General features: G+C 69.1%; 20 protein-coding genes. 14 read left to right on the top strand and 6 right to left on the bottom strand.

Annotation, left to right across the window (positions count from 1 at the left end; all coding sequences use genetic code 11):
• The first annotated feature begins 193 nt into the window (after positions 1-193).
• On the top strand, positions 194-1444 hold the full coding sequence (locus ACTJKJ_RS25950; protein ID WP_297384653.1) for a urate hydroxylase PuuD: 1251 nt from the start codon (positions 194-196) through the stop codon (positions 1442-1444).
• Positions 1445-1477: 33 nt separating this feature from the next.
• On the opposite strand, the gene ACTJKJ_RS25945 is transcribed toward ACTJKJ_RS25950, so the two are convergent.
• The 4 genes from ACTJKJ_RS25945 to ACTJKJ_RS25930 form a co-directional block, all read right to left on the bottom strand.
• Entirely contained in the window at positions 1478-2413 is a 936-nt protein-coding gene (locus tag ACTJKJ_RS25945; RefSeq protein WP_440823068.1) for a sugar kinase, read from the bottom strand.
• A 29-nt stretch (positions 2414-2442) separates the two neighbouring features.
• Positions 2443-3210 carry a rhamnogalacturonan acetylesterase gene (locus tag ACTJKJ_RS25940; RefSeq protein ID WP_440823066.1) on the bottom strand — a complete coding sequence of 256 codons (768 nt, stop codon included), beginning with the start codon at positions 3208-3210 and terminating at the stop codon, positions 2443-2445.
• A 7-nt stretch (positions 3211-3217) separates the two neighbouring features.
• Positions 3218-6247: a TonB-dependent receptor gene (locus ACTJKJ_RS25935; protein ID WP_440823064.1), complete on the bottom strand. Its 3030-nt coding sequence runs from the start codon at positions 6245-6247 to the stop codon at positions 3218-3220.
• Between the two features lie 193 nt (positions 6248-6440).
• Positions 6441-6773, bottom strand: a complete 333-nt coding sequence (locus ACTJKJ_RS25930) for a cupin domain-containing protein (protein ID WP_297384659.1) — start codon at positions 6771-6773, stop codon at positions 6441-6443.
• A gap of 261 nt (positions 6774-7034) precedes the next feature.
• On the opposite strand from ACTJKJ_RS25930, the gene kduI reads away from it, so the two are divergent.
• The 10 genes from kduI (at position 7035) to ACTJKJ_RS25880 (ending at position 18375) form a co-directional block, all read left to right on the top strand.
• A complete protein-coding gene (kduI, locus tag ACTJKJ_RS25925; protein WP_440823061.1) occupies positions 7035-7871 on the top strand; it encodes a 5-dehydro-4-deoxy-D-glucuronate isomerase in 837 nt (278 codons plus the stop codon).
• 35 nt (positions 7872-7906) lie between these two features.
• Positions 7907-8677 (top strand): 2-dehydro-3-deoxy-D-gluconate 5-dehydrogenase KduD, encoded by a 771-nt coding sequence (kduD, locus tag ACTJKJ_RS25920; protein WP_254783191.1) that lies wholly within the window; start codon positions 7907-7909, stop codon positions 8675-8677.
• A gap of 63 nt (positions 8678-8740) precedes the next feature.
• Positions 8741-9628 carry a carbohydrate ABC transporter permease gene (locus ACTJKJ_RS25915; protein ID WP_091721903.1) on the top strand — a complete coding sequence of 296 codons (888 nt, stop codon included), beginning with the start codon at positions 8741-8743 and terminating at the stop codon, positions 9626-9628.
• Complete coding sequence (locus ACTJKJ_RS25910) at positions 9625-10578, top strand: carbohydrate ABC transporter permease (RefSeq protein ID WP_440823059.1); 954 nt, start codon at positions 9625-9627, stop codon at positions 10576-10578. The genes ACTJKJ_RS25915 and ACTJKJ_RS25910 overlap by 4 nt, the downstream gene beginning before the upstream one ends.
• A 23-nt stretch (positions 10579-10601) precedes the next feature.
• Positions 10602-11762 (top strand): ABC transporter ATP-binding protein, encoded by a 1161-nt coding sequence (locus ACTJKJ_RS25905; RefSeq protein WP_440823057.1) that lies wholly within the window; start codon positions 10602-10604, stop codon positions 11760-11762.
• The gene (locus ACTJKJ_RS25900; protein WP_440823055.1) at positions 11759-13084 is read left to right on the top strand and encodes an ABC transporter substrate-binding protein; all 1326 of its coding nucleotides are present in this window, start codon (positions 11759-11761) and stop codon (positions 13082-13084) included. Before ACTJKJ_RS25905 ends, ACTJKJ_RS25900 begins: the two co-directional genes overlap by 4 nt.
• Positions 13085-13112: 28 nt before the next feature.
• Positions 13113-14264 carry an oligogalacturonate lyase family protein gene (locus tag ACTJKJ_RS25895; protein WP_440823053.1) on the top strand — a complete coding sequence of 384 codons (1152 nt, stop codon included), beginning with the start codon at positions 13113-13115 and terminating at the stop codon, positions 14262-14264.
• Positions 14264-16660 (top strand): pectinesterase family protein, encoded by a 2397-nt coding sequence (locus ACTJKJ_RS25890; RefSeq protein ID WP_440823051.1) that lies wholly within the window; start codon positions 14264-14266, stop codon positions 16658-16660. The genes ACTJKJ_RS25895 and ACTJKJ_RS25890 overlap by 1 nt, the downstream gene beginning before the upstream one ends.
• Positions 16661-16689: 29 nt before the next feature.
• A complete protein-coding gene (gene kdgR, locus ACTJKJ_RS25885) occupies positions 16690-17493 on the top strand; it encodes a DNA-binding transcriptional regulator KdgR (RefSeq protein WP_091721923.1) in 804 nt (267 codons plus the stop codon).
• A gap of 135 nt (positions 17494-17628) precedes the next feature.
• On the top strand, positions 17629-18375 hold the full coding sequence (locus tag ACTJKJ_RS25880; RefSeq protein ID WP_091721926.1) for a FadR/GntR family transcriptional regulator: 747 nt from the start codon (positions 17629-17631) through the stop codon (positions 18373-18375).
• Between the two features lie 21 nt (positions 18376-18396).
• On the opposite strand, the gene ACTJKJ_RS25875 is transcribed toward ACTJKJ_RS25880, so the two are convergent.
• Entirely contained in the window at positions 18397-18879 is a 483-nt protein-coding gene (locus ACTJKJ_RS25875; RefSeq protein WP_297384681.1) for a hypothetical protein, read from the bottom strand.
• A gap of 8 nt (positions 18880-18887) precedes the next feature.
• Positions 18888-19169 (bottom strand): DUF4258 domain-containing protein, encoded by a 282-nt coding sequence (locus ACTJKJ_RS25870; RefSeq protein WP_297384683.1) that lies wholly within the window; start codon positions 19167-19169, stop codon positions 18888-18890.
• A gap of 318 nt (positions 19170-19487) precedes the next feature.
• Between ACTJKJ_RS25870 and ACTJKJ_RS25865 the strand changes: the two genes are divergently transcribed.
• The 3 genes from ACTJKJ_RS25865 to ACTJKJ_RS25855 all read left to right on the top strand — a co-directional run bounded on the left by ACTJKJ_RS25865 (position 19488) and on the right by ACTJKJ_RS25855 (position 22969).
• Entirely contained in the window at positions 19488-20483 is a 996-nt protein-coding gene (locus ACTJKJ_RS25865) for a Bug family tripartite tricarboxylate transporter substrate binding protein (RefSeq protein ID WP_091721929.1), read from the top strand.
• A 97-nt stretch (positions 20484-20580) separates the two neighbouring features.
• Complete coding sequence (locus ACTJKJ_RS25860) at positions 20581-21867, top strand: enolase C-terminal domain-like protein (RefSeq protein ID WP_440823072.1); 1287 nt, start codon at positions 20581-20583, stop codon at positions 21865-21867.
• A 67-nt stretch (positions 21868-21934) separates the two neighbouring features.
• The gene (locus ACTJKJ_RS25855; protein ID WP_440823048.1) at positions 21935-22969 is read left to right on the top strand and encodes a Bug family tripartite tricarboxylate transporter substrate binding protein; all 1035 of its coding nucleotides are present in this window, start codon (positions 21935-21937) and stop codon (positions 22967-22969) included.
• Positions 22970-22986: the final 17 nt, after the last annotated feature.

Genomic DNA, 22986 nt, shown 5'->3' with positions numbered 1-22986 from the left:
CAAAACAAACCTGTGTGTACTCTCAAAACGAAAGATACAAGGGCAGGGGTGAGGGCCAGCAGCCGCTCGCAGCGCACCAAACTGTATACACTCCCCTCCTCAACGTCGCCGCGGCGCCCAGTTTTTCTCAGCGCGACGCTTGCCGGTTCACAGCGCCCGCAGTGGTGGTCCGGAACTTGCTCAACGTTCGTTGATGGACAGCTACCTGCTTGACTGGGCCAATCTGCTGCTGCGCTGGCTGCACGTGATCGTGGCCATCGCCTGGATCGGCGCTTCGTTCTATTTCGTCTGGCTGGACAACCACCTGCTCAAGCCGCAGGCCGAGGACCTGAAGGCCAAGGGCGTGGACGGCGAGCTCTGGGCGGTGCACGGCGGTGGCTTCTACAACCCGCAGAAGTACATGGTGGCGCCCGCCAACCTGCCGCGGGAGCTGCACTGGTTCTACTGGGAAAGCTACTGGACCTGGATGAGCGGCTTCGCGCTGTTCGCGCTGCTCTACCTGTTCAACGCCGACACCTACCTGATCGACAAGCGCGTCCATGACTGGAGCGCCGGCGCGGCGGTGGCTGCGGCGCTGGGCTTCCTGGCCGGCGGCTGGATCGTCTACGACCAGATCTGCCGGCGCTTCGGTCGCAAGGCCGACGGTTCGATCGGCAACGACGGCGTGGTGCTCGGGCTGGTCGCCGTGGCCATAGTCGCCGCGGCCTGGGGCGCGAGCCAGCTCTTCGCCGGGCGTGCGGCCTTCCTGATCACCGGCGCGATGATCGCCACGATGATGAGCGCGAACGTCTTCTTCTGGATCATTCCCGGCCAGAAGCAGGTGATCGCCGACATGCGGGCCGGTCGGCCGGTGGACCCGGTCCACGGCCAGCGCGGCAAGCAGCGCAGCGTGCACAACACCTACTTCACCCTGCCAGTGCTGATCGCGATGCTGTCCAACCACTACGGCATGCTCTACAGCCATCCGCAGAACTGGCTGGTGCTGGTGCTGCTGATGCTGGTGGGCGCGCTGGTGCGGACCTGGTTCGTGAAACGCCACAAGGGTGTCGATGCCTGGCCGCTGCTGGTGGCCGTGGTCATGCTGCTGGCGGGACTGATCGCGTGGCTCGCGCCGCAACCGGCGATGGTGCCCGTGACCGCGGCCCCCGCGCTGAGCGCCCCGGCCACGCCTGGCGCCGCCTCGACGGGGGCAACCGCGACCGCCGCCGACGGCAAGGTGCCCTTCGAGACGGTGAAGGCCATCGTCGATGCGCGCTGCCTGGCCTGCCACAACGCGGCGCTGGCGCCCAAGCGCATCCAGTTCCACGAGCCGCAGCTGATCGAGCAGCACGCGGCCGAGATCTACCAGCAGGTGGTCGTGCAGAAGAGCATGCCGCTCAACAACGCGACCGGCATCACCGACGAGGAGCGGGCGACGCTCGGACGCTGGTTCAAGGAACGCTGACGCCGTCGCACGCCCCGGGCCGGAGCCACTCGCTCAGACCAGATCGGCCATGACCTCGATCGGAATGATCGCGCCGGGATGCTGGATCACCCGCGCCGCGACGCGATTGCCGAAGACCGCCGCGCTCACCGCATCCGCGCCGGCCAGGCGCCGCGCCAGGTAGCCGCCCGCGAAGGCATCGCCCGCGGCGGTCGTGTCGACGACGCGCGCCACCTCCTCCGTCGGCGCCTCGGCCCAGTGCCCGGGCGTCTGCGCGCTGTGCACCAGCGTGGGCGATGCACCGCGTTTGATCAGCACCTCCGGCGTCGGCAGCGATTGTGCCTGCGCGATCGCAGCCTCCAAAGAGTCGAGGCCCGTCAGCGCCTGATGGTCGTCCGCGGTCACCAGCGCGATCGTGGCCAGCGAGAACGCGCGCTCGAAGGCCACGCGTGCCGCGGCGCGGTCGGGCCACAGACGCGGTCGGAAGTTGTTGTCGAACACCACCTGAGCGCCGCGTGCGCGCAGGCGCTCCATCAGCGCGAAGAGCCGCTCCCGCCCCGCGGGCGGCAGCACGGCCAGCGTGATGCCGCTGAGGTAGAGCGCGTCGAAGTCCTCGGCATGGCGCTCGAGCGGGCTGACGGCCTCATCGAAATAGGCCTTCGCCGCGGCGGTGTCGCGCCAGTAGTGGAAGCTGCGCTCGCCGGCGGGATCGACCTCGATCAGGTACAGCCCGGGCATGCGTCCGGGGATCCGCCGCACCAGCCGGGTGTCGATGCCCTGGTCGCGCCAGCGCTCCAGCAGGCCGGTGCTCAGGCCGTCGTCGCCGAGGGCGGTCGCATAGGCCACCTGAACGCCGGCCGCATCGCCGCAGCGCTTGAGGTACACGGCGGTGTTGAAGGTGTCGCCGCCATAGCCCTGGGTCATGGGACCGAAGGCCTGACCCTTGAGTTCCAGCATGCATTCGCCGATCACGGCGACGCGTCGAGTCATCGGAGACCTCCCATCCATGGCTGATCCGTTCAGCGCAGCCAGCGCTGAAGTTCCGGCATCGCGACGGGCAACTGCCCGGCGACCATCGCCGAGAACACCTGCGCGCCCTTCGCGCCCAGGTGGGTGCGATCGAACACCGGATTGGCCGCGCCGGCGCGTTCGGGCGAGGAGGCACCCTGTGCGGGCGCATCGATCGGCTTGGGCGCCATCGCGAGCGTGTCGGCCTCCGCTTCTCCCATCGCCTGCACCGCGGCGTGGCTGATCGCGTTCAGGTCGATCACCGGCACGCGGTGCTCGGTGGCGACGCGGATCGTCGCCTCGGCCCAGGGACGCAGCGCGTTGTCGAGCCGTCCCTGTGCGTCGAAGCTGCGTCGCGTCAGCGGCGTCAGCATCACCAGGCGAGCGCCGGTTGGCGCGACGTCGTCGATGTAGCGGGCGAGATTGGCGGGGAACTCGGTCTGGAGGTCGGTCGAGCGGCCCGGCTTGCCGGGCTGGTCGTTATGGCCGAACTGCATGAGCACCACATCGGTTTGCCCGGCCGGCCGGGCGCGCAGCAGCGCCATCACCTGGTCCCACAGACCTTCGGCACGGAAGCTCTTCGTGCTGCGCCCGCCCTTGGCGAGGTTGAGGCAACTCACCCCGGGCTGGAAGCGCGCGCACAACGCGTCGCCGTAGCCGCTCTTCGTGGCCATCGTCGAATCGCCGACGAGGATCACGCGGAGCGACGTCGGCGGCGTCTCCTGCGCTTGAACCGCGCCGGCCAGGAGCGCCAGCGCGAGCAACCATGACTGCTTCATGCGCGCATTAGAACTTATAGCTCGCGCCCAGCAGGAACTCACGGCCGGTGACGTGATAGACCACCGGGCTGTTGCGGGCCCGGGAGATGAACTGGTCGTTCGCCTCGTTGGTCAGGTTGACGCCCTCCAGCGTGACCGTGAGCCGGTCGTTGATCTTGTAGGAGATCGACGCGTCCACGTTGAGCGTGGCGTTCTTCCCTTCGACGTCGTTGTTGTTCTGCCCCGGCACCCGCGTCAGGAAGGACGAGCGCTTGGAGGCCGAAACCCGGGCGCTGAAGGTGTCGTCGTCGTAGTACAGCGTGGCGTTCCACGACTTCGGCGACATGTTGAGCAGGTCGTCGGTGATGGTGGCGTTGCTGGTCGGCGAAACCAGGTAGGTGATCTTCGACTTGACGTAGGTGTAGTTGAGGACCGTGCCGAAATTGCGCCCCCACGACGGCAGGAAGGTGAACGGCTGCTGGTAGTTCAGCTCGATGCCGCGCAGCTTGCCCCCCGGGGTGTTGATCGGCGTGGTGAGCTGGAAGACCTCCTCGCCGGTGAAGTTGGAGGGCAGCAGCGACAGCGGCAGGCCGGTCTGGTTGTACGGCGCGTTGGTGCGCAGGCTCTGGATGTAGGTGTCGATGTTCTTCTGGAACACGCCCACGCCGATGAAGGCATTGCGGCCGAAGTACCACTCCAGGCTGCCGTCGAAGGTCTTGGCGCGGAAGGGCTTCAGATACGGGTTGCCGGTGGTGATCGACAAGGTGCCCGTGGTGCTGATGGTGCCGCCCGGGTTGAGGTTGCCCAGCTGCGGACGCGCCATGACCTTGGCCGCGGCGAAGCGCGCGATGAGGTCCTTGGTGAGGTTGGCCGAGACGTTCAGCGCCGGCAGCCAGTCCTTGTACTTCTGGCCGATGACGACCTCGGTGCCGCCGCCGGTGGCCAGGTAGCCAGTGGCCTCCTGCTCGGTGACGACGTAGCGCACGCCGACGTTGCCCTGCATCCGCAGGCCCAGCACGCGGCCCTCGAAGTCCGCCTGCACGAAGCCGCCCCGGTCGCGCTCGACCACCGCGCGGTTGTTGCCGCGCGCATTGCCGTTCGTGATGGAGGACAGGGTGAAGTCGCCCGGTCCGCCCGCAGGCCCGCTCTTGAGGCAGTTGCAGTAGATGTCGTAGGCGGCGGCGATGGCGTTGAGGTCGGGAATGACCCAGGACGTGGGCGTGCCCGCCGGCAGGCTCAGGCCGCGACCGAAGTTGGTCAGCATCGTCGTCAGCACGCCCGATCCGGCCGCCGGCGAGAAGATGGTGTCGTTCTGGTTGATGCGGCGGAATTCGTAGGTGTCGAAGCTGTACTTCTTGTAGTCGTAGCCCGCCTTGAGGGTCAGCGTGTCGGGCAGCACCTCCCACGCCAGGTCCAGGTGGGCGATGTCGTTGCGGTTGTTGGCGCCCTGCGGCCGGATGCGGACCTCGCTGGTGGTCGTGTTGGCGACCGTGGTGGGCTGCGTGCCGGTGGTGACCTGCGGCACGCCGACGATCTGCAGCGCGCCGTTCGGCACCGTCGGGTCGAAGGGGTACTTGATGACCGGCAGGCGGTCGTCGTTGCGGAAGTCCAGCGTGTAGCCGTTGACGTTGAGCGCATCCAGCGTGACCGTGGTCTGCACCGGGTTGCGGAACTTGGAGTCCGCTCGGCCCACCTTGGCGTTGAGCTTGAGGTGGTCGGTGAGCTCCTGCTCCAGCGTCAGGCTGGGCTGGCGGAAGGTGGTGGTGAGCTCGTCGTAGCGCGACTCGGCGCGGATGTCGACGCCGTTGAAGACGCCGTACTGGAGCGCGCCGTTGGGCGCGTACTGCGCCTCGACGACGCTGGTCTGCGGCTTGCCGCCCTGGCTCGCGGTGCGGCTGAAGGAGATCGCCTCGAGGAAGTCCTCGCGCCGCGTCGCATCCAGCTTCGAATACAGCATGTCGAAGGTGAGCAGCGTGCGATCGGTCGGCTTGAACTGCACCGAGCCGGTCAGGCCCAGCCGGTCCTGGTCGTGGGTGAGCCGGCCGTAGCGCGGCAGGCGCGGGTGGAAGTTGTCGGCGCTGCTGGCCAGGCTGTAGGCCGAGCTCGCGCCGGCGGACGCCGGCAGGCGCGGCACGCCCTGCGCGGCCGGGCCGCAGTTGGCCGCGGTGGTGGCGGGATTCGCGGGCGTCGTGCCCTGCGGCGAGCACCAGCCGCCCGAGGACGGGCCGTTGTCCCAGCGCACCGTGGAGAAACCTTCCTCGAACAGGCGGCGCTTCGAGTACGCGCCGGACACCAGCACGCCCAGCCGCTTGTCGAGGAAGACGTCGCTGATCAGGAAGGCGGCGCGAGGGTCGGTCTCGCGCGCCAGGTCGTTGTAGCGCGCCTTCACCGAGGCGGTGATCACGCGCTTGTTGAAGTCGAAGGGCCGCGCCGCCTGCAGGTCCACCGTCGCGCCGAGCGAGCCTTCGTCCACTTCCGCCGAGCTGCTCTTGCGCACGGTGATGGTGTTGAAGAGCTCGGAGGCGAAGACGTTGAAGTCGAAGCCGCGCGAGCGGTTGGCGCCGCCGGAGCTGTCGGTGCCGCCGGTGGTGGCGAGCGCCTCGATGCCGTTGATGCGCACCCGGGTGAAGTCGGCGCCCAGGCCGCGCACCGTGATGTTGCGGCCCTCGCCGGCGTCGCGGTCGATCACGACGCCGGGAACGCGCTGCAGCGATTCGGCCAGGTTGGTGTCGGGGAACTTGGCGATGTCCTCGGCCTTGATGACGTCGACGATGCCGCGGTCCTGGCGCTTGGCGTTCAGCGCGCTTTCCAGCGACGCCCGGATGCCGGTGACGACCACCGTCTCGAGCGCCTTGTCGCTGGCGGCGGCGGAGGCCGCCGGCGCGGCCGCTGCCGGGGCGGCCTGGTCCTGGCTCCAGGCGGGCAGCGTGAGCGTCGCCGTGCCCAGCAGGCAGGCGGCGAGGCGGGTCAGGCGGGGCGTGGGCGACGCGGCGCGATGCGCGCGGCGCTGACGATCGGACGAGGTCGTCCCGAGGCGAGTCCCATGACGGTGGGGCATGACGTTGTCTCCAAGGTGCTTCTGCGGCCGCGGGCTCGGGATCGTGGCCCTCGCTCTCGCGGCATCGGTCGGTCGCGGGCGCACGCAGGGCGCCGGCAGGTCGGGAGCGGCCGTCGCTGCAGTGCGATCGCCGCCTCGGTACTGCGGATGTCTGCGATCCGCGCCGCGCGCGGACCCTGGGGTCAGGTCGGGGTCAGAGGTAGTCCTCGCGCCGTGGCGAGAACTGGTCCAGCAGCGTGCTGCCGGGCTCCAGCGCGACGACGCCATGCATCGTCAGCCGCGGCGCGACGAAGGCGTCGCCCGGCTTGAGCGTGCGTTTCACGCCGCCGACCTCGCAGGCGAAGGAGCCGCTCAGGACGAACGCGATCTGGTCATGCGCGTCGTGCGCGTGCGGCGTCCCGATGGCGCCTTCGTCGAACTGCACCAGCACCGACATCAGCTCCGGCGTGTGGCCGACGATCTTGCGGCGGATGCCGTCGCCGAGCTCGGTCCAGGGCGCGTCGTCGTTCAGGAAATACGGATTCATCGGGGCGGTCTCCTCGCGATCCCGGCAAGCGCCGGTGCGGCTGGCGCCGGGAGGGTCCCGGCCGTCGTTGCGAGCAACTATAGCGAGGTCGCGAAAAATTGAAACAGCGGTTCACTACATAGAAACCATAGTTCCGGGAAAGTCCGCAGACCCGTACGCTTCGCTCCCATCAGTCGCCGGAAGCACCCCGATGCCGGGTGTTTCCTTCCGCCGCCGCACGATGCCGCGTGGCACGGACACCCCCACCGCACCGAGGTAGACATGGACATCCGCCAACCCATCCACAGCGAGCATGCCCGCACGCTGGACACCGAAGGCCTGCGCCGCCAGTTCCTGGTCGAGGACCTGTTCCAGCCCGACCGCGCGACGCTGACCTACAGCCAGATCGACCGGATCATCGTCGGCGGCATCATGCCGGTGACCCAGCCGGTGACCTTCTCGGCGGACCTGGGCAAGCACACCGGCACCGACTACTTCCTGCAGCGCCGCGAACTGGGGCTGATCAACATCGGCGGCGCGGCCCGCGTCTTCGTCGACGACACGCAGTACGAAGTCGGCCCGCGCGAGGCGCTCTACATCGGCCAGGGCGCGAAGATCGTCGAGTTCAAGAGCGTCGACGGCGCCAACCCGGCGAAGCTCTACTTCAACTGCGCGCCGGCCCACACGTCCTATCCGACGCGCAAGGTCACGCTGGCCGAGGCCTCGCCCGAGACGCTGGGCGCGCCCGAGACGAGCAACCGCCGCACCATCTACAAGTTCCTCGTGCCCGACGTGCTGCCCACCTGCCAGCTGCTGATGGGCATGACGCAGATGGAGCCGGGCAGCCTGTGGAACACCATGCCCTGCCACCAGCACGACCGCCGCATGGAGGTCTATTTCTACTTCGACATGAAGGCCGACGCGGTGGTCTTCCACATGCTGGGCGAGCCGACGCAGACCCGCCACCTGGTCGTGCGCAACGAGCAGGCGGTGATCAGCCCGAGCTGGTCCATCCATTCCGGCGTCGGCACCCAGGCCTACACCTTCATCTGGGGCATGGTCGGCGAGAACCAGGTCTTCAAGGACATGGACCACGTGCCGATGACGACGCTGCGCTGAAGCGCCGCGGCTCGCGACCCCACCCGACCAAGGGAATGAACGAGATGATCCTGGACAACTTCCAACTCGATGGCCGCGTGGCCATCGTCTCCGGCTGCAACACCGGGCTGGGGCAGGGCATGGCGGTGGCGCTGGCGCAGGCTGGCGCACACATCGTCGGCGTCAACGTGTCCGACCCGGTCGAGACCCGGACCGAGGTCGAGCGCCTGGGCCGGCGCTTTCTGGACCTGCGCGCCAACCTCGGCGACATCAGCTGCATCGAGGGCCTGGTGGCCGAGGCCAAGTCGCTGACCGGCCGCGTCGACATCCTGGTCAACAACGCCGGCATCATCCGGCGCGAGGATGCGATCCGCTTCAGCGAGAAGGACTGGGACGACGTCGTCGACCTCAACCTCAAGACGGTGTTCTTCTTCTCGCAGGCCGTGGCCAGGCAATACCTCGCGCAGGGCGGCGGCGGCAAGATCATCAACGTGGCGTCGATGCTGTCCTTCCAGGGCGGCGTGCGCGTGCCCTCGTACACCGCCAGCAAGAGCGGCGTGATGGGCATCACCCGGCTGATGGCCAATGAATGGGCGGCGCACGGCATCAACGTCAACGCGATCGCGCCCGGCTACATGGCCACCAACAACACCGCCGCGCTGCGCCAGGACGAGAGCCGCAACGCCGCGATCCTGGACCGCATTCCCGCGGGCCGCTGGGGCGTGCCGGACGACCTGGCCGGACCGGTGGTGTTCCTCGCCTCCAAGGCCTCCGACTACGTGAACGGGTATACCGTCGCGGTCGACGGCGGGTGGCTCGCCCGCTGACGCCATGTTCGGCGCGACGGGGTCCGCAGAGGCCCCGCGCGCCCGCCGACGGAGACACGGCACATGTATGAGAACAAGCGACTGGGCTTCCTGTTCGTCCTGCCTTTCGTGCTGGGCGTGCTGCTGTTCAAGCTCTTCCCCTTCGTGATGAGCTTCGCGCTCAGCTTCACGCAGTACGACCTGATCGATCCGCCCCAGTTCGTGGGGCTGCGCAACTACGAGGAACTCGCCACCGCGGACCCGCTGTTCCGAAAGTCGCTGGGCGTGACGCTGCTCTTCGCGCTGCTCGCCGTGCCGCTGCGCGTGGGCTTCGCGCTGTTCATCGCGCACGTGCTCAATTTCAAGCTGCGCGGCATCAACTTCTTCCGGGCGGCGTTCTACATCCCGTCCATCCTCGGCGGCTCGATCGCGGTGGCGGTGCTGTGGCGCTTCGTCTTCGCGCGCAACGGGCTGGTGAACCTGGTGCTGGTGAAGCTCGGCCTCGAGCCGATCCCGTGGCTCGCCGACGAGCATTACTCGATGTGGACCATCGTGCTGCTGTTCACGTGGCAGTTCGGCTCGGCGATGGTGATCTTCCTGGCGGCGCTGCAGAACGTGTCGATCTCGCTGTACGAGGCGGCCGAGTGCGACGGCGCCAGCAAGGCCCAGCAGTTCTGGAAGATCACCGTGCCGCTGATCACGCCGGTGATCTTCTTCAACGTGATCATGCAGATGGTCCACGCGTTCCAGGAATTCAACGGCCCCTACATGATCACCGAGGGTGGCCCGCTGCACTCGACCTACGTGCTGGCGCTCTACATCTACGACCAGAGCTTCCGCTTCTTCAACCTGGGCTACGGCGCGGCGCTGTCGTGGGTGCTGTTCGCGCTCGTCGGCGGACTGGCGGCGCTGTCCTTCTGGAGCTCGAAGTACTGGGTCTTCTATTCGGGCGAGAAGGAGTCCAAGCGATGAGCCGCCTTCCCACCCCCCAGCGCCGCAGTACGCCCCTCCAACCCCCTCTCCCGCTTGCGGGAGAGGGCGGGGGTGAGGGCCGCGGCCGTGGCCACTCGCCCACCCTGACCCTGGGCCGCGATCGCGGCAACCGCCCGCTGCGCTACCTGGCGCTGGCCGCGGTCGCCATCGTGATGCTCTACCCGCTGCTGTGGCTGGTCGGCGCCTCCTTCAAGAGCAACGCCGAGATCTTCAGCTCCGCCGGCTTCTGGCCCGACCGCTTCGACTTCGGCGCCTACGCCAAGGGCTGGAAGACCAGCACCGAGTACACCTTCGCGACCTACTTCCTGAACAGCTTCCTGATCACGATCCCGCGCATCGTCGTGACGGTGATCTCCTGCGTGCTGGTGGCCTACGCCTTCGCGCGCTTCGAGTTCTGGGGCCGCAAGCTGCTGTTCAGCATCATGATCGCCACGATGATGCTGCCCCTGATCGTGCTGCGCCTCCCGCAGTACCTGGTCTTCCGCGAGATCGGCTGGCTGGACTCCTACCTGCCGCTGATCGTGCCCTCGGCCTTCGCCACGGACACCTTCTTCGTCTTCATGCTGGTGCAGTTCCTGCGCGGCATCCCGCGCGACATGGAGGAGGCCGCCCAGATCGACGGCTGCAATGCGCTGCAGCTGCTGTGGCACATCATCGTGCCGCTGCTCAAGCCCGCCATCATCTCGGTGATCGTCTTCCAGTTCATCTGGACGATGAACGACTTCATGGGCCCGCTGATCTACCTGGCCTCGGTGGAGAAGTACCCGGTCTCGCTGGCGCTGAAGATGAGCATCGGCGCGACCGAGGAGGTCGAGTGGGCCAACGTGATCGCGATCTCGGTGGTGGCGCTGATCCCGTCGATCGCCGTGTTCTTCGCGGCGCAGAAGCATTTCATCGAGGGCGCGACGTCCTCGGGCGTCAAAGGCTGACAAGGGCTGACAAGGACATCGGCATGGCAAGACTGAGCCTCAACAAGGTCGAGAAGGTGTACCCCAACGGATTCAAGGCCGTGCACGGCGTGGACCTGGAGGTGCGCGACGGCGAGTTCATGGTCTTCGTCGGCCCCTCGGGCTGCGCGAAGTCGACGCTGCTGCGGATGATCGCGGGGCTGGAGAGCATCACCGGCGGCGAGCTGCGCATCGGCGAGCGCGCCGTCAACGCGCTGCCGCCCAAGCAGCGCGGCATCGCGATGGTGTTCCAGAACTACGCGCTGTATCCCCACATGAAGGTCTACGACAACCTGGCCTTCGGCCTGAAGCTGGCGGGCACGCCCAAGGCCGAGCTCGACCAGCGCGTGCGCCATGCCGCGAAGCTGCTGGAGATGGAGCACCTGCTGGACCGTTATCCGAAGCAGCTCTCCGGCGGCCAGGCGCAGCGCGTCGCGGTGGGCCGGGCGATCGTGAAGAAGCCGGACGTCTTCCTCTTCGACGAGCCGCTGTCCAACCTCGACGCCAAGCTGCGCGCCGCGATGCGGGTGCGGCTGACCGAGCTGCACCGCACGCTGCGCGACAGCCAGCAGCCCGCCACCACGATCTACGTCACCCACGACCAGGTCGAGGCGATGACGATGGGCGAGCGCATCTGCGTCCTCAAGGAGGGCGTGATCCAGCAGGTCGACACGCCGACGGCGCTCTACGACCGGCCGGCCAACGCCTTCGTCGCCGGCTTCATCGGCTCGCCGGAGATGAACCTGCTCGAGGCGCGCCTGCAAGCCACCGACACCGGGCTGGCCGTCGAGGTGGGCGGAGCGCGGCTGCCGCTGCCCGCGGACAAGGCAGCGGGCATCGCGGCGCTGCCGCGCCTGGCGGATGCGGCGGTGACCTTCGGCCTGCGGCCGGAGCACATCGGCCTGGCGCCGCGCGTGCAGGGCGACAGCGTCGGCGTCACGGCGCGGCTGCGCTTCACCGAGCACATGGGCTCGGAGGTCTACCTGCATGCGGAGCTGGGCGCGCTGCCGATCACGGCGCGCATCCCGGCCGAGCAGGCGATCGCGCTGCAGGGCCTGGCGCGCGGCGACGCGCTGACGCTGCACCTGCAGCTGTCGGCCTGCCACCTCTTCGACGCGGGCAGTGGCGTGAACCTGATGTCCGCCGCGCTGGGGACGCGCGCATGAGCCTGCCGAGACGACAGGTGCTGGGCTTGGCGGCGGGCGGCGCCGCGGTCGCCGCCGCGCTGACGGCGCCGGCGGTGCTGCGCGCGCAGGACAAGGCCACCGTGCTGCGCTTCGCCTGGTGGGGCGGCGCGGGCCGGCATGAAGCGACGCTCAAGGCGCTGGCGCTTTTCGAGCGCCGCCACGGCGTGCGGGTGAAGGCCGAATACATGGGCTTCAACGGCTACCTGGAGCGCCTGACGACGCAGATCGCCGGTGGCTCCGAGCCCGAAGTCATGCAGATCAACTGGGCCTGGCTGGCGATGTTCAGCAAGCGCGGCAACGGCTTCGCCGACCTGCACCGGCATGCGGCGCTGCTGGACCTGGCCCAGTTCGACCGGGAAGACCTCGCGTATGGCGAGGTCGCGGGCAAGCTCAACGCACTGCCGGTGTCCTTCAGCGCGCGGGTGATGCTGTGGAACCAGGCGGCCTTCGATCGCGCGGGCCTGGCGCTGCCGCGCAGCTGGGACGAGCTCTTCGCCGCCGGACCGGCCTTCCGCCGCCTCCTGGGCCAGGACGCCTACCCGCTGGACGGCGAGCTGTACGACATGATGCTGCTCTCCCAGGCCTGGGTGCAGCAGCGCCACGGCACGCCCTATGTCGATCCCGCGTCGCCGCGCGTGGCGATGAACGAGGCGGCCGCGCTGGACTGGGTCCGCATCTACAAGCGGCTCGTCACCGAGCACGTCGCCACGCCGCTGCCGCTGCGCGCGAGCCTGGGCGGCGCCGAGAAGCCGACCGAGCAGCAACCCGACTGGGTGGTCGGCCGCTGGGCGGGGAACTACACCTGGGACTCGGTGATCGGGTTGCGCGCGTCGACGCTGGACAAGCAGCAGAAGCTGGTGCTCGGCGACTTCCCGACGCTGCCCGGCGCGCTGGACAGCGGCATGTTCGGCCGGCCCACGGTGATGTACGCGGTGAGCCGCCATGCGGAGAAGAACGGCCGGGCCGAACTGGCCGCGCGGCTCGTCAACTTCCTGCTGACCGACCCCGAGGCCGCGACGCTGCTGGGCCGCACGCGCGGCCTGCCGTCGGCGCGCGGCCCCTTCGAGCAGCTGAAGGCGGCCGGCACCCTGCCGCCGCTGGAGGTCGCGGCGCATGAGCAGATCAAGGTCCAGCGCGAGTCGGGCCGGCTCAAGCGCCCGGCGCCGCTGTTCGAGCATGCGCGGCTGCACAAGTTCATGCGCGAGGTCTTCGAGACCGTCGCCTATGGCAAGACCACCGAGGTCGATGCCGCGCGCCGCCTGGTCGCCGAAGGCCAGGCCCTCCTGCAACGGATCAAGTGAACCCGTCTCCCCGAGGATCAAAGCGACCATGAAAGCCACCGAACGCCAGCTGCGCTTCGTCACCCGCGAGGACCCCGATACCGGCGCGCGCGTCACCCGGCTCACGCCCACCGACGTGACCTGTCACCGCAACTACTTCTATCAGAAGTGCTTCACCAACGATGGCCAGCGGCTGATCTTCGGCGCCGAGTTCGGGCCCGGCTCGAGCTGGAACTACCACCTGCTGGACCTCGGCTCGCAGGTCGCGACGCAGCTCACCGACCAGGCGGGCGAGAACACCTTCGGCGGCTTCCTGAGCCCCGACGACCAGCACCTGTACTTCGTCCGCGCGGAGCGGCGCCTGATCCGCCTGTCGCTGCGCGACCTGAGCGAGGAGGTCGTCTACACCGTGCCCGAGGGCTGGGTGGGTTACGGCACCTGGGTCTCGAACAGCGCCTGCACGAAGATGGTCGGCATCGAGATCGCCGCGAGCGACTGGTTCCCGCTCAGCGACTGGCAGAAGTTCCACCAGATGTTCCATGCGAAGCCGCGCTGCCGCCTGATCCGCATCGACCTGGCCACCGGCGCGCGCGAGGTGATCCTCGAGCAGCAGGGCTGGCTGGGCCATCCGCAGTACCGGCCAGGGGACGACCACACGGTCGCGTACTGCCATGAAGGGCCGCATGATCTGGTGGATGCGCGCATGTGGTTCGTCGACGAGGACGGCCGCAACGTCCGGTGCGGGCGGCGTCAAGACAAGGGCGAAAGCTGCACGCATGAGTTCTGGGTGCCGGACGGTTCCGCGATGATCTACGTCTCCTACCTGAAGGGGCAGCGCGATCGATGGATCTGCGCGCTCGATCCCATGACGCTTCAATCCCGGCGCCTCACGAAGATGCCACCCTGCTCGCACCTGATGAGCAACCACGACGGCACGCTGCTGATCGGCGATGGCTGCGACTCGCCGGCCGATGTCGCCGACACCGGTAGCCACCAGATCGCGACCGATCCCTTCCTGCACCTGTTCGACCTGAAGGCCGGCACCGAGCGGCGCGTGGCGCGGCATGACAGCTCGTGGCGCGTCTACAAGGGCAATCGGCAGGTCACGCATCCGCATCCGTCGTTCACGCCCGACGAGCGGCAGGTGCTGTTCAGCGCCGATGCCGAGGGCGAGCCGGCGCTGTACCTGGCGGACCTGTGATGCGGGGCTGGCGCGGCGCGGTGATGGCGGGGCTGTGCGTGGCGGCGCTGCAGGCCGCGTGGGCGCAGGACCGGCCGCAACTCGGCGACGACGCGGCCGCCCAGGCCACGGCCGCGCGCTACCTCGGCGATTGGCGGCCGCAGACGCTCGATCCCTCGCGCTGGACGCCGACCTTCGTCGTCGCCGCCGACGGGAGCGGCACGCACCGCACGCTGCAGGCCGCGATCGATGCCTTGCCGGCCAAGGGGCAGGGCGGATCGGCGGCCCCGGCGCGCGCCTACGTGCTCGTCAAGCCGGGCACTTATCGCGAGCCGCTCTGCATCCAGGACAAGGCGCCGTTCACGCTGTACGGCCGTGGCGATGCCGCCGAGGTCGTGATCGTCGAAGGCCGCTACAACGCGCTGCCGAAGGCGCGCGGCGCCGTCGCGCACCGCTGCATGCCGCTGCTCGATGCGGAGACCTTCGGGACACCGGGCAGCGCCAGCGTGATGCTGTTCAGCGACGACGTGCAGCTCGCGCGGCTGACCATCGCCAACGATGCGATGGACCACGTGGCCGACGGAAAGGGCTACCCGCCCGGCGTCGGCGAGAGCGGCGGCGCGCAGGCCGTCGCGCTGATGACGCGCGGCGACCGGATCCAGCTCGAGCAGGTGCGGCTGCTCGGACACCAGGACACCTTCTATGCCGAGCGCGCCAGTGAGGACCTCGCGAGCGAGTCGCGCGTGTTCGTGCATGCCGGCGAGATTCGCGGCGACGTCGATTTCATCTTCGGCGGCGCGACGCTGGTGATCGACGACAGCGTCATCGTGAGCCGCGCCGGGCGGCGCTCGCCGGGGCAGGGCGGCGTCGTGCTCGCGCCCAGCACGCCCGATGGCGTGCCGCGCGGCTTCCTGGTCCAAGGTTCGCGCTGGGTGGCGGAGCCCGGCGTGGCGCCGGGCAGCGTGCGCCTGGGCCGGGCCTGGGACCGCGGCGTGAAGGCCGGCGAATGGCGCCGGTCGCCGTCGACGCCCAACGGCCAGGCGGTGATCCGGGACAGCCAGCTCGGTCCTCATCTGACGGCCTGGGCGGCCTCGACCTCGCGCCGCCCTTTCGCCGCGACCGGCGAAGCGGCCAACCGCATGACCGAGTACCGCAATGTCGCGTCGACCGCCGCGTCGCCAGCCGCGTCCCGCGACGCGGTGCCCGCCGCGGCCTTCGACGCGATCGCGCCCGGCGATGGCTGGGCCTCGATGAACGGCGGCACGGCAGGCGGCGCGAAGGCGAAGGTCGAGGCCATCCGCGTCGTGCGCACGCGGGCCGAGCTCGATGCCGCGCTGGCGCTCGGCGACACGCCCAAGCTGATCGCGCTGGCGGCGCGCATCGACCTGGCGGCGGACGCGTCCGGCCGCCCGCTGGGCATCGAGGATTTCCGCGATCCGGCTTTCGATCTCGACGCCTTCGCGCGCCAGTACGACCCGGCGACCTGGGGCCGTCGCCCGCCCGAAGGGCCGCTCGAGGAGGCGCGCAAGCGGTCCGCGCGGCGCCAGGCGGCGCAGGTCGTCGTCAAGGTGCCGTCCAACACGACGATCGTCGGCCTCACACCCGATGCGGGCTTCGACAACGGCTCGCTGATGCTGGAGAAGGTCTCGCAGGTGATCCTGCGCAACCTGCGTTTCTCCGATGCCTACGACTTCTTCCCCGCCTGGGACCCGAACGACAACGGGCATGGCGAATGGAACTCCGAGTACGACACCGTCTCGCTGCGCGAGGCGACGCAGGTGTGGATCGACCACTGCGTCTTCGACGACGGCGCCCGGCCCGATCCGCGCGAGCCGGTGGTGCTCGGCCAGCGGATGCAGCGCCATGACGGCTTGCTGGACATCACGCGGCGCTCCGACTTCGTGACCGTGTCCTGGAACGTCTTCCGCCGCCACGACAAGACCATGCTGATCGGCGGCGGCGACGGCCATCGCGACGACCGCGGGCACCTGCGCGTCACGCTGCATCACAACCTGTGGGAGCAGGTGAAGGAGCGCGCGCCGCGGGTGCGCTACGGCCAGGTGCATGTCGCCAACAACCTCTACCTGGCGGCGCCGGCGGGGGACTATCCCTACGCCTACTCGATCGGCGTGGGCCTCGAATCGCAGGTGCTGAGCGAGGCCAACGCCTGGGAGGCGGCGGCCGGCATCGCGCCGGGGCGGGTGGCGCGGCTGCTCAAGGGCGACCGGATCGAGGACCGCGGCTCGCGCTTCAACGGCGAGCCGGTCGACCTGGTGGGCATGCTCCGTGCCGCGAATCCGGACCGGTCGGTCGCCGGCGAGGCCGGCTGGACGCCACCGTACCGCCTGTCCATCGAGGCCGCGACCGAGGTGCCGGCCCGGGTTCGCGCGGGCGCGGGCACCGGCCGGCTGTGGTGAAATCTTCCCTTTCCAGGAACACGTTGCGCATGGATGACGATCTGAACGATGGCAAGCAGCAGCCCGAGTCGGTGGCCGCGGTGCTCAAGGTCTTTGCCATCCTGCAGGCCCTGTCGGAACGCAGCGACACCGGCATCTCGGAGCTCTCGGTGCGGCTGGCCATGCCCAAGGCGACGGTCTACCGCTTCCTGCAGACGATGAAGACCCTGGGCTACGTGCACCAGGAGTCCGACAGCGAGCGCTACGGCCTGGCGATGAAGGTCTTCGAGATCGGCGCCAAGGCGCTGCAGTATCCGGACCTGGTCGACCTGTCCAAGCACCACATGCAGATGCTGGCCGACGCCACCGGCGAGACGGTCCACCTGGGCACGCTGATCGACAGCGAGATCATCTACGTCCACAAGGTCGACTCCCGGCACATGCTGGGCATGTACTCGCGCATCGGTCGCCGCGCGCCGCTGCACTGCACCGCGATCGGCAAGGTGCTGATGGCCTGGGAGCATCCGGAGCGCCGCGCGCGCGTGCTGGCCGGCGCGGAGTTCCAGCGCTTCCGCGACAAGACGATCACCGAGCCGGCCGCCTTCCAGGCCGAGCTGGAGCGGGTGAAGGCGCAGGGCTTCGGCGAGGACCGCGAGGAATTCGACGACCACATCCGCTGCCTGGGCGTGCCGATCTTCGACCGGCTGGGCCAGCCCATCGCCGGCATGAGCGTGAGCTTCCCCACCTTCCGCTACGACGAGGCCAAGGCGCCCGAGGTGGTGGCGATGCTGCAGGCGGCCAGCCGCGACATCTCGGCGCGGCTGGGCTGCGCGAAGTTCCCGCTCGACACCTGAGCCCGGGCGGCTCAGGCACGGGACAATCGCGGCCTTCTTCGTTCCCGTCCCAATCCCTTTTCGCGCTGCATCGGCGCGACACCGCGATAACGCGGTTGTCGCGTGGACCGATGTTGTCGTACAACTGAGCCCCTGATGACTGTGCCGCTGACCCGTACCCGCCCGAAATCGCTGGCCCTCGGACTTGTCCGGGCGCTGGAGGACCGCATCCGCGCGGGCGCGCTGGCCAGCGGCGACAAGCTGCCGACCGAGGCGGCGATCATGGCCGAGTTCGAGGTCAGCCGGACGGTGGTCCGGGAAGCGATCTCCAAGCTGCAGGCGGCCGGGCTGGTCGAGACGCGGCATGGCATCGGGACCTTCGTGCTGGGGCTGGGGGAGGGCGGGCCCTTCCGCATCGGGGCCGAGCAGATGGCGACGCTGCACGATGTCGTCGCGGTGCTGGAGTTGCGCATCGGTGTCGAGACCGAAGCCGCGGCGCTGGCGGCCCAGCGGCGCGGAGACGCGCACCTGGACGCGATGCGCGCGGCGGTGGGCGCTTTCGCGGAGGCGGCGCTGGCGGGCCGCGACGCGGTGGCGGCGGACTTCCAGTTCCACCTGGAGATCGCCCGCGCGACGGGCAATCCGCATTTCGAGCAGCTGATGGCGACGCTGGGCGCGCCGAGCATCCCGCGCGCGCGCCTGGCCAGCCTGCAGGCCGCCGGCGACGAGGACCCGATCGCGCAGCGCGACTATCTGCTGCGCGTGAACGCGGAGCATGAAAGCATCCTCGACGCGATCGCCGCGCGCGACGCCGAGGCCGCGCGCGCGGCGATGCGCACCCACCTGGCCAACAGCCGTGAACGCCGCCGCCGCGCGGCGCTGGCGTTGCAGGAACAGCGCTGAACGCAGCGGCCGCGGCGGGCTTCAGTCGGCGACGGCTGGCGCTTCGTCGCTGGGCCGGGTTTCCTCCACCGTGAACTTCCAGCCCTTGCGGCCGGAAGTGGCGACGATCTTCTGATGCACGAGGCGTTCGACGGTCATGATCCGGTCGAACGCGGACTTCAAGGTCTCGTCTCCCGCCGCGTGCTTCAGATAGAGCAATCGCTGCAGGGTGTCGTTGGACTTCGGCACGCGACCTCGACGTTCCCAGAGGCTGATGTTCTGCTCGCTGACGCCTTGCAGCGTGGCCATGGCTGCCTGGGACAGGTGCATCTTCGACCGCAGGTACCGGAACTCCTTGCCGGTGAGGCGGCCGGGTTTTCGGACCAGGTGCGCGGCGATCTCATCGAGCAGTTGTTCGAGGGCGGCGAACGACACGGCGGGACCGAATGGTGTCTCCTTGATGGTGAATCCGTTCTTCAGCCAGACGTTGTCCAGTCCGCATTCGGTGAAGTGATACAGCGTCATGTTCTCTCCTAAGCAATCACCGTCACGACGATGAGTTCCGGGTCCTTGTCGTCGAGACCCACGCACACCTGGACATCGCGCTCGGCCCCGTACCACCGCAGGCGACACATCAGGCGCGCCGAGGGAAGGTCCACCTCCGGCGGCAGATCGATACGCCCCCTGCGCAGGCATTCCAGCGCGTCTTCCAGGCTGATGCGGCGCTGGCGCATGCGTTGCTTCGCATGACGGGTCCACAGGATCCGTGCGGGCTGCTCCACGATGCGGCGGATATGTCGCTCCAGCTGCGGCATCGAAAACTTCTTGAATGTCACTTCAGTCGCGCCTCCGTGTCTCGGATGCCCATAATTTTTATGGGATTGATCCTAGAGGCGTCCTGGCTGGGGCGGGACCACCGGTGTGGCGCAAACCCCATAGTTTTTATGGGTGGGCGACTTCCCGCAATCGGTAGTTCTGCGTGTTTTCCCCGATCTCCAAGTGCAGCGCGGTGCCTTGTCACCGTCGGAACTCAACTTGTATGATGACTGACAACAAGGCCGCCACCGCCGCTTCGGACTGAGTACCGGGGCGCATCAAGAGCGGCTTCCACGGTTCCTTCCCGGAGACAAACCATGACCGTCCTGACCCGCCGCCTGGCCGTCAAGGCCGGCGCCGCCCTCGGCGCCGCCGTCCTGTCCCTGTGCACCGCCACCCTGGCCCATGCCAACGGCTTCCCCGACCACCCCGTCACCCTCGTCGTGCCTTTCCCGGCCGGCGGCTCGACCGACATGCTCGCCCGCGCCCTGGGCGCCGAGCTGCAGAAGAAGTGGGGCCAGACCGTCATCGTCGACAACCGCCCCGGCGCCACCGGCACGCTCGGCACCTCGCAGGTCAAGCGCGCGCCGGCCGACGGCTACACGCTGCTGGTGTCCTCGCTCGGTCCGTTCGTGATCGCGCCCCACCTGCTCAAGGCGGTCCAGTACGACGCGCTCAAGGACATCGACCTGCTCACCGTCGCCATGCAGGCGCCCAACGTGCTGGTCGTGCCGGCGGCCTCGCCGCTCAAGAGCGTCAAGGACGTCATCGACGCGCTGAAGAAGGACCCGGGCAAGATGACCTTCGCGTCCTCGGGCAACGGCTCCTCCGACCACCTCACCGCCGAGCTCTTCTGGCTGCAGACCGGCACCAACGGCCTGCACGTGCCCTACAAGGGCGGCTCGCCGGCCATCACCGACCTGCTCGGCGCGCAGGTCGACGCCTCCTTCCAGAATGTCAACGCCGTGCTGCCGCACATCGTCGGCGGCAAGCTGCGCGCGCTGGCCGTCACCGGCGACAAGCGCTCGGCCGTGCTGCCCAACGTGCCGACGCTGGCCGAGTCCGGCATCAAGGGCGCCGACGTCTACTCCTGGCAGGGCGTGGCCGCCCCGCGCGGCCTGCCGCCGGCGGTGCGCGCGCAGCTGCAGAAGGACCTGGTCGCGGCGCTGCACGAGCCCGCGGTGAAGCAGAAGTTCACCGACATCGGCATCGAGATCGTCGCCAACACGCCGGACCAGGCGCAGAGCTTCCAGAAGGCCGAATTCGCCCGCTGGAAGCAGGTCATCGAGACCCGCAAGATCACCGCCGATTGATCCCCGTTCCCGCGATCCCGATCAGGAGCCCCCTGTGAGCGCAAGCAGTCCCCTCGTCACGTCCGCCCGCGCGATCCCCGTCGCGGGCCACGACGGCATGCTCATGAACCTGAGCGGCGCGCACGCGCCGTTCTTCACCCGCAACCTGCTGGTCCTCGAGGACAACGCCGGCCACGTCGGCATCGCCGAGATCCCCGGCGGCGAGCCGATTCGCAAGACGCTGGAACAGGCCGGGGAGCTGCTCGTCGGCCAGCCGGTGGCGAAGTGGAACGCGCTGCTGGCGCAGGTCCGCGAGCGGTTCCAGGGCCTGGACAGCGGCGGCCGCGGCCTGCAGACCTTCGACCTGCGGACCACCATCCACGTGCTGACCGCCGTCGAATGCGCGCTGCTGGACCTGCTGGGCCAGCACCTGGGCGTGCCGGTGTGCGAGCTGCTGGGCGAGGGCCGGCAGCGCGACAGCGTCGCCATGCTGGGCTACCTGTTCTTCGTCGGCGACCGCGCCAGGACCGGCATGGCCTACAAGACGCCCGACGACGAGCCGGTCAGCTACGCCCCCGGCGACGCCTGGCTGCGGGTGCGCCACCAGGTCGCGATGACGCCCGAGGCCATCGTCGAGCAGGCCGTCGCCGCGCAGGCGCGCTACGGCTTCAAGGACTTCAAGCTCAAGGGCGGCGTGCTGCGCGGCGAGGAAGAGGTCGAGGCGATCCGCGCGCTGAAGGCGCGCTTCCCCGAGGCGCGCGTCACGCTCGACCCGAACGGCGGCTGGCTGCTCAAGGACGCGGTGCGCCTGCTGCGCGACCTGGGCGGCGTGCTTGCCTATGCCGAGGACCCCTGCGGCGCCGAGGACGGCTTCTCCGGCCGCGAGGTGATGGCCGAGTTCCGCCGCGCCACCGGACTGCCCACCGCGACCAACATGGTCGCCACCGACTGGCGCCAGTTCACGCACGCGCTGAGCCTGCAGTCGGTGGACATCCCGCTGGCCGACCCGCACTTCTGGACGATGTCCGGCGCGGTCCGCGTGGCGCAGACCTGCCGCGACTTCGGCCTCACCTGGGGCTCGCATTCCAACAACCACTTCGACGTCTCGCTGGCGATGTTCACGCATGCCGCCGCCGCCGCGCCGGGACGCCTCACCGCCATCGACACCCACTGGATCTGGCAGGACGGCCAGCACCTCACGCAGCGGCCGCTGAAGATCGTCGACGGCGAGGTCGCGGTGCCGACCGCGCCGGGCCTGGGCGTGCAGCTCGACATGCAGGCCGTCGAGGCCGCCCACCAGCTCTACCTGAAGCACGGGCTGGGCGCGCGCGACGACGCGGTCGCGATGCAGCACCTGATTCCCGGCTGGAAGTTCGATCCGAAGAAACCTTGCATGGTCCGCTGAGGACCACCCCCGGAGCCTCACCGTTCCCCCGCGGGGCGCGGCTGCGGCTTCCCACATGGAGAGAGACATGCACGATCAGAAGACCGCCAAGAACACGAACACCAGGAAGACCACGACGACCGGGCAGGCCCGCGTCGCGCGCCGCGCGGTCCTCGCCGCGGCCGCCGCCGGCGCGATCGCCGGCCTCGCGCCCAGCGCCTTCGCGCAGGCCAACTGGCCCGCCAAGCCGCTGCGGATCATCGTCCCGTACACGCCGGGCGGCTCGTCGGACATCATCGCGCGCATCCTGTCGCCGCTGCTGTCCGAGCAGCTCAAGCAGACCGTCATCGTCGAGAACAAGCCCGGCGCCAGCGGCAACATGGGCGCGGACCAGACCGCCAAGGCGAACGACGGCTACACCGTCATGCTGTGCGACGTCAGCGCCCTGGCCATCAGCCCCTCGCTCTACACCAAGCTGCCCTTCGATCCGTCCAAGGACCTGCGCGGCGTGGCGATGCTGGCCTACTCGCCGCACATGCTGGTGGTGCATCCCTCGGTGCCGGCCGGCAACCTGAAGGAACTGGTCGAGCTGTCGAAGAAGTCCAAGATCGACTTCGCCGTCACCGCCATGGGCAGCGCGCCGCACCTGGCCGGCTACCAGGTCGCCAGCCTGACCGGCGCGAAGTGGGAATACATCCCGTACAAGGGCGGCTCGCAGGCCGTCACCGACACGATCGCCGGCCAGACGCAGGTGCTGATGAACGGCATGCTGGCGACGCTGCCCTTCGTGCAGCAGAACAAGCTCAAGGTCATCGGCGTGAGCAAGGCCACCCGCGTGCCGCTGCTGCCCAACGTGCCCACGCTGGCGGAGCAGGGCGCCACCGGCTTCGAGTCCGGCACCTGGCAGGGCATCCTGGCCCCGGCCGGCATGCCCAAGGCCCATGTCGACAAGCTGTCCGCCGCGCTGATCAGCATCATCCGCTCGCCCGACGTGCGCGCGCGGCTGGCCGCCCAGGGCGCCGAGGTCAACACGATGAACGCGGCCGAGATGGACACCTTCTTCAACGCCGAGCGCAAGAAGTGGGCGGGCGTCGTGGCCAAGAGCGGGCTCAAGCTCGATTGATGACGCACCGAGGAGTC

It is taken from the genome of Roseateles sp. 22389 (assembly GCF_052044995.1).
GTDB lineage: Bacteria > Pseudomonadota > Gammaproteobacteria > Burkholderiales > Burkholderiaceae_C > Roseateles.
This window is presented reverse-complemented; position numbering and strand designations above follow the sequence as displayed.